This is a genomic window from Streptomyces sp. NPDC057474 (assembly GCF_042802555.1).
GTDB lineage: Bacteria > Actinomycetota > Actinomycetes > Streptomycetales > Streptomycetaceae > Streptomyces.
Window position 1 is genome coordinate 1 of sequence record NZ_JBHVDX010000356.1, and the last position, 6,746, is coordinate 6,746.

The following is a 6,746-nucleotide window of genomic DNA, read 5'->3' on the forward strand; positions in this document are numbered from 1 at the left end:
GGATCCGGGGCGCCCGCCGTGTGTCGTGTGCTGTGGGTCAGACGGTGATCAGGGCCTCCAGCGGGGCCCCGGCCAGTGCGGACTCCAGGCGCTGCCGGCCCGCCAGGAAGGACAGCTCCATCAGCACCGCGACGCCGGCGACCTGGGCGCCCGTGCGGCGGATCAGCTGGAGGGAGGCCTCGGCGGTACCGCCGGTGGCGAGGACGTCGTCGATGACCATGACGCGGTCGCCCACGGCCAGGTCCTCGGCATGCACCTCGATCTCGGCGGAGCCGTACTCCAGGTCGTAGGCCTGGCTGAGCGTGGCTCCGGGGAGCTTGCCCGCCTTGCGTACGGGGATGAAGCCGACGCCCGCGCGGACGGCGGCCGGGGCGCCCAGGATGAAGCCCCGGGCCTCCAGGCCGACGATCTTCGTGGCGCCGTGCCGCACGGTCAGCTCCGCCAGCGCGTCCGTCAGCGCGGTGAACGCCGCCGGGTCGGCCAGCAGCGGGGTGATGTCCTTGAACATCACCCCCGGCTCCGGGTGGTCCGCGACGTCACGGATGCGGCTGAGCAACAGCGTCGTGACTTCTGCGAGCTCGGTCATCGCCGCTTGCCGCCCCGGCCGCGGCTGCGGCTCCCGGACTGGGCGCGCGGGCCGACCACCGCGGGGGTGGCGTCCGCCGACTCGTCGTCGTACGGCCCGTCGGCCTCCGGCTCCTCCTCGTGCTCGGCCTGGGCCCGCTTGGCGAGTACGCGCTTCTTGAGGGCCTTCAGCTGCGGCTCGCGCTCCTTGAGGTCGGCGACGAGCGGCGTGGCGATGAAGATCGACGAGTACGCACCGGCCGCGAGGCCGACGAACAGCGACAGCGAGATGTCGTTGAGCATGCCCGCGCCGAGGACACCGCCACCGATGAACAGCAGGCCGGCGACCGGCAGCAGCGCGACCACCGTGGTGTTGATCGACCGCACCAGGGTGCTGTTGATCGAACGGTTGGCGATCTCGGCGTACGTCCAGCGGTTCTGCTTGGTGATGTCCTTCGTCTGCTCCTTGAGGCTGTCGAAGACGACGACCGTGTCGTAGAGCGAATAACCGAGGATCGTGAGCAGACCGATCACCGTGCCCGGCGTCACCTCGAAGCCGACGAGGGCGTAGATGCCGATCGTGATGGTGATGTCGTGGATCAGGGCGACGAACGCGGCGATGGCCATGCGCAACTCGAACGCGATCGCCAGATAGATCACCACGAGGACCAGGAAGATCGCGAGGCCCTGCCAGGCCTTGGTGGCGATCTGCTCACCCCAACTGGGGCCGACCAGATCGGCGTTGATCGTGTCCGCGTCGACCTTGAAGTCCTTGGCGAGGTCCTGCTTGATCTGGTCGGACTTGTCCGTGTCCACACCGGAGATCTGGATGCGAAGGGTGTCGTTGCCCAGCTTCTGGACGATCGCGTCGTGGCCGGAGGCCTCCTCCGCGTACGTCTCGGCCTGGGTGACCGAGATGCTCGTCTTCTCCGTGGTGAAGACGGCGCCGCCCTGGAACTCGATGCCCATGGTCAGGCCGCGCACCGCCAGGCCGACGATGGCCGTGATGGTGATCAGGATCGAGACGCCGTACCAGATCTTGCGGTTGCCGACGAAGTCGTATCCGACCTCGCCGCGGTGGAGTCGGGCTCCGAGGTCACCGAGCTTCGACATCTCAGGCCTCCTTCGGGTCGGCGGGGGCGGCAGGACGGCGGGTACGGCGCAGCGGGGGCCGGGCACCCAGTCGCTTCGGGTCGAGGCCGGACCAGCTGTGGCCGTTCCCGAAGAACTTCGTGCGGGCCAGCAGCGTCAGGAGCGGCTTCGTGAAGAAGAAGACGACCACCACGTCGAGCACGGTCGTCAGGCCCAGCGTGAACGCGAAGCCCTGGACCTTGCTGACGGTGACGACGAACAGGACCGCCGCGGCGAGGAACGACACGAAGTCGGAGACCAGGATGGTGCGCCGGGCACGCGGCCAGGCCCGCTCGACGGCGGGGCGCAGCGTGCGGCCTTCGCGGATCTCGTCCCGGACGCGTTCGAAGTACACGATGAACGAGTCCGCTGTGATACCGATCGCGACGATGGCACCGCAGACCGCCGGAAGGTTCAGCGCGAAGCCGATGGTGGGGCCGAGCAGCGCCATGATCACGTAGGTCAGGGCCGCCGACATCAGCAGCGAGGCGAGGGCGATGAGCGCGAGGCCTCGGTAGTAGGCCACCAGGTAGACCACCACCAGGGCCAGGCCGATAGCACCGGCGATCAGGCCTGCCTCCAGCTGCTCGCCGCCGAGCGCGGCGGTCACCGTGTTGACGCTGGACTCCTTGAACGTCAGCGGGAGCGCGCCGTACGACAGCATGTTGCCGAGGTTCTGGGCCTCCTCCTGCGTGAAACTGCCGGAGATCTCGGCCTTGCCGCCGGTGACCGCCGCGCGCACGTAGGGGTGGGAGACGACCTCGTCGTCGAGGACGATCGCGAACTCGTTCTGCGGGGAGGTCTGGCTCGCCAGCTGGCCGGTGATGTCGGCGAACTTCTTCTCACCCTTGGAGTCGAAGTCCATGACGACCTGCCAGCCGGTGCCGTTCTGGGTGTCGAGCAGCGCCTCGGCCTTCTCGACCTCGGTGCCGTCGACCCCGACCGGGCCGAGCACGAACTTGCTCCAGCTGCCGTTGTCCTGGCCACAGGCCACGACGATGTCGGTGGTCTTGCCCTTGCCGGCCTGGGCGCGCTGCTTCGGGTCGTTGCAGTCGAGGGCCGTGAACTTGGCCTGGAGCGCCTGGGTCTCCGCGTCGACGCTCGCGCTCGCCGACGGCGAGGCGCTGTCGGAGGCCTTGGCGGACTCGGAGCCGCTGCCGGAGGGTGTGGGGTCGGCCTTCAGCGCGTCGGTGACCGCACGGCCCTGGGACGTGGTGGAGGACGACGGGCTGGCGGAGGCACCGGACTCGGGCGAGGTCGCCTCGTCCTTGCCGTCGGAGCTCGACGGGCTCGGCGAGCCGCTGCCACTGGCGCTGGTGCTCGGCGAGGCGCTCGGAGTCTCCGTCGCGCCGGAGCCGACCTGGCTCTGCAGAACCGGACGGAAGTACAGCTTCGCGGTGGTGCCGACCTGGTCCCTGGCCTCTTCGGAATCCGTGCCCTTGGGAATGTTGACAATGATGTTCTCATCGCCCTGGGTCTGGACCTCCGCCTCGGACACGCCCAGACCGTTGACACGGCGGTTCATGATCTCGACCGCGGTGTCCATGTTGGTCTTGTTGATCGCGTTGGGCTGGCCGGGCTCGTTGATCGCCGTCAGTGTGATGCTCGTACCACCGGCGAGGTCGATGCCGAGACGCGGAGTGGTGTGTCCGGAGGCGAACATTCCCCCGGTGAGCGCCACAAGGGCGATCAGGATGAGGGCCAGCGAGCGCCCAGGCTTGCTCTGGGCGCTCGCGCTCCGGCCCTTCTTCGGTGCTGCCACCTTCTCGTACTCCCTCTCGGGCCGCCGTGCGCGGGGTCAGCGCGGGGGCGGCCATGACTGGTGTCGGGAATCCGGGCGAAAACGGCACGTGCCCGGGGCGCGAACGGTTCTCGCTCGCACTCCCGGGACGTGACTACTTCGCGTCGGACTCGCCGTCGGTCTTCTTCGGCTCTGCTTCGACGACCTTGGTCTCGTCATCCTTCGCCTCGGCGCTCTCGTCGGTCGCGTCGTCGGACGCGTCCTTCTTGCCGAGGTCGATGGGCTTGTCGTCGGAAGCGGCGGAAGCGTCGTCGGAGGGCTCGTCGGTCTCGGTGAGGGAGGAGGCGTCGTCCGGGACTGCGTCGGACTTCAGGTCGTGCTCGATGCCGTGGACGATGCGGTTGTACTCGTCGTCGCTGAGGACGGCTCCGATGGCGTTCTTGGCGAACAGCAGCTCGACACCCGGCCCGGCGTCGAGGAGGAGCGTGTCCTCGCTGACCTCCTTGACGGTCGCGTACATGCCCCCGATCGTGCGGACGCCGGAACCGGGCTGCAACTGGTTCCGCATGTCGACGGCCTGCTGCTGCTTCTTCTTGGCCGATCGGGTCATCAGGATCATGGCCCCGATGAGCACGATGAACGGGAGGAGGGTCACGATACTCACGGGTCGGAACTTCCTTCACACGACCGCGATGGCGAGCGGCCTGACGTTGGGGGTATGTGTGCTGCCGACAAGGGCGGCATCGGCGGAGTCTAAGCGAGTCCACCGTGATGGAACAACGCACAGCATGTCACCGGGGTTCCATGCCGGGCGAGTACCGCGCCGTCACGAGAAGGTCACGCCCCGAACAGGTCCTGTTGTCCGTTTCCGCCGGTCGTACCGCGTGGCGGGGTGAGTCCGAGATGGGCCCAGGCGGCGGGCGTCGCCACCCGGCCGCGGGGGGTTCGGGCGAGCAGTCCCTCGCGGACGAGGAAGGGTTCGGCGACCTCCTCGACGGTCTCGCGCTCCTCCCCCACGGCCACGGCGAGCGTGGAGAGGCCGACCGGTCCGCCGCCGAAGAGCTTGAGCAGTGCTTCGAGGACGCCCCGGTCGAGGCGGTCGAGGCCGCGGGCGTCCACCTCGTAGACGGCGAGGGCGGCCGCGGCGATGTCGCGCGTGATGATGCCGTCCGCCTTGACCTGCGCGTAGTCCCGAACGCGGCGCAGCAGACGGTTGGCGATACGGGGCGTGCCGCGCGAACGGCCCGCGATCTCCGCGGCGCCGGCCACGTTGATCTCGACGTCGAGGAGGTGCGCGGAGCGGTGGATGACGCGCTCCAGTTCGGCGGGCTCGTAGAACTCCATGTGCGCGGTGAAGCCGAAGCGGTCGCGCAGCGGCGGCGGCAGCAGTCCCGCGCGCGTGGTGGCGCCGACCAGGGTGAAGGGCGGCAGTTCGAGGGGGATCGCCGTGGCGCCGGGGCCCTTGCCGACGATCACGTCGACGCGGAAGTCCTCCATCGCCATGTACAGCATCTCCTCGGCGGGCCGGGACATGCGGTGGATCTCGTCGAGGAAGAAAACCTCGCCCTCCTGGAGGGAGGAGAGGATCGCGGCCAGGTCGCCGGCGTGCTGGATGGCCGGACCGGAGGTGATGCGGATGGGGGCGCCCATCTCGGCCGCGATGATCATCGAGAGGGTGGTCTTGCCGAGGCCCGGGGCACCGGAGAGCAGGACGTGGTCGGCGGTGGCCCCCCGCGCGCGGGCGGCCCGCAGGACCAGGTCGAGCTGCTCGCGGACCTTCTCCTGACCGATGAACTCGTCCAGGTCCTTGGGGCGCAGGGCGGCCTCGACGGCCTGGTCCTCACCGTCGGCGACAGAGCCCACCAACCGCTCGGGGGCGGTGTCGTCGGTCGTGTCGTCCCAGTTCATTGCGTGTGCCTCGCGGTCGCGGTCGGATGGGCGGAGCTTCAATACGTAGGTCAGCGGGCTCTGTTGAGGGTCTGGAGCGCGGCCTTCAGCAACTGGCCCACCTGGGGCGTGCCTTCGGCGGCCTCAGCCTGGGGGGCGACGGCCGACACGGCCTCGTCGGCCTCGCGGGTCGCGTACCCGAGGCCGATCAAAGCGGCGTGCAACTGATCGCGCCAGCCCTGGGTGACCGGGGCACCGATCGCGGGGGCGCCGATCGGCTCGCCGAGGCGGTCCTTCAGTTCGAGCAGCAGCTTCTGGGCGCCCCTCTTGCCGATGCCGGGGACGGCGATCAGCGCTTTCTCGTCACCGGTGGCAACCGCTCGGCGCAGGGCGTCGGGAGTGTGCACGCCGAGCATCGCCTGGGCGAGGCGCGGGCCGACACCGCTCGCGGTCTGCAGCAGTTGGAAGACCTGGCGTTCGTCGTCGTCCACGAACCCGTACAGCGTCAGCGAGTCCTCCCGTACGACGAGGGAGGTGGCGAGCTTGGCCGGCTGACCGAGCCGCAGCGTGGACAGCGTGTTCGGCGTGCACTGCAGGGCCATGCCGACCCCACCCACCTCGACCACCGCTGTGTCGGGAGCGAGTGCGGCGACCGTGCCGCTGACGAAGGCGATCATGCCGTACGGCCTTTCAGTGCGTTCGATGCGCGCGATGGGTTCGGTGCGCGCGATGGGTTCGGTGCTTTGGCCGCGTGCAGGGCGACGGCCTGTTGGAGGCGGTTCTGGGCGGGGGCCCGCCAGATGTGGCAGATGGCGAGGGCGAGGGCGTCGGCCGCGTCCGCCGGCTTGGGGGGTGCGTCGAGCCGGAGGAGGCGGGTGACCATGGCGCCGACCTGGGCCTTGTCGGCGCGGCCGCTGCCGGTGACGGCGGCCTTGACCTCGCTGGGGGTGTGCAGGGCGACGGGAATGCCGCGGCGGGCGGCGCACAGCATGGCGACGGCGCTGGCTTGGGCGGTGCCCATGACCGTCCGTACGTTGTGCTGGCTGAACACCCGTTCCACGGCGACGCATTCGGGGCGGTGCTCGTCGAGCCACTCCTCGATGCCCTGCTCGATCGCGACGAGACGTGGCCCCAACTCGGCGTCCGCGGGCGTACGGACGACACCGACGCCGAGCATGGTGAGCGGCCGTCCGGCGACGCCTTCCACGACACCGACACCGCAACGGGTCAGTCCCGGGTCCACCCCCAGTACACGCAACGCGCCCCTCCCCTCTTCCCGGCTGAACCGCCGCCGCTCTCGCGGACCTGGCTGAGCACCGTCGGGGTCCTCAATTGATGGTTGCGGTCCGTGGACGGCGATCTTTGACTGCCGTCAGGCTATCCGCTGCCACCGACAACAGCGGCGGGCCGGTAGGACGTGTCC

The 6,746-nt window shown here is 69.7% G+C and carries 7 protein-coding genes; all 7 read right to left on the minus strand.

All coding sequences use genetic code 11. The features are described 5' to 3' along the window. Nucleotides 1-37: 37 nt before the first annotated feature. The 7 genes from ACFU53_RS45535 to ruvC all read right to left on the minus strand — a co-directional run bounded on the left by ACFU53_RS45535 (nucleotide 38) and on the right by ruvC (nucleotide 6,581). Nucleotides 38-586, minus strand: coding sequence for an adenine phosphoribosyltransferase (locus ACFU53_RS45535; RefSeq protein WP_384005983.1), 549 nt, complete (start codon nucleotides 584-586; stop codon nucleotides 38-40). Beyond that, nucleotides 583-1,677, minus strand: a complete 1,095-nt coding sequence (gene secF, locus ACFU53_RS45540) for a protein translocase subunit SecF (RefSeq protein WP_384005985.1) — start codon at nucleotides 1,675-1,677, stop codon at nucleotides 583-585. Before secF ends, ACFU53_RS45535 begins: the two co-directional genes overlap by 4 nt. 1 nt (nucleotide 1,678) lies before the next feature. Then, nucleotides 1,679-3,457: a protein translocase subunit SecD gene (gene secD / locus ACFU53_RS45545; RefSeq protein WP_384005987.1), complete on the minus strand. Its 1,779-nt coding sequence runs from the start codon at nucleotides 3,455-3,457 to the stop codon at nucleotides 1,679-1,681. Nucleotides 3,458-3,590: 133 nt separating this feature from the next. Continuing rightward, nucleotides 3,591-4,100: a preprotein translocase subunit YajC gene (yajC, locus tag ACFU53_RS45550; protein ID WP_384005989.1), complete on the minus strand. Its 510-nt coding sequence runs from the start codon at nucleotides 4,098-4,100 to the stop codon at nucleotides 3,591-3,593. Nucleotides 4,101-4,273: 173 nt separating this feature from the next. After that, nucleotides 4,274-5,344, minus strand: a complete 1,071-nt coding sequence (gene ruvB / locus ACFU53_RS45555) for a Holliday junction branch migration DNA helicase RuvB (protein WP_384005991.1) — start codon at nucleotides 5,342-5,344, stop codon at nucleotides 4,274-4,276. Nucleotides 5,345-5,394: 50 nt separating this feature from the next. Next, a complete protein-coding gene (gene ruvA / locus ACFU53_RS45560) occupies nucleotides 5,395-6,000 on the minus strand; it encodes a Holliday junction branch migration protein RuvA (RefSeq protein WP_384005993.1) in 606 nt (201 codons plus the stop codon). After that, nucleotides 5,997-6,581, minus strand: coding sequence for a crossover junction endodeoxyribonuclease RuvC (gene ruvC, locus ACFU53_RS45565; RefSeq protein WP_384005995.1), 585 nt, complete (start codon nucleotides 6,579-6,581; stop codon nucleotides 5,997-5,999). The genes ruvA and ruvC overlap by 4 nt, the downstream gene beginning before the upstream one ends. Nucleotides 6,582-6,746 lie beyond the last annotated feature (165 nt).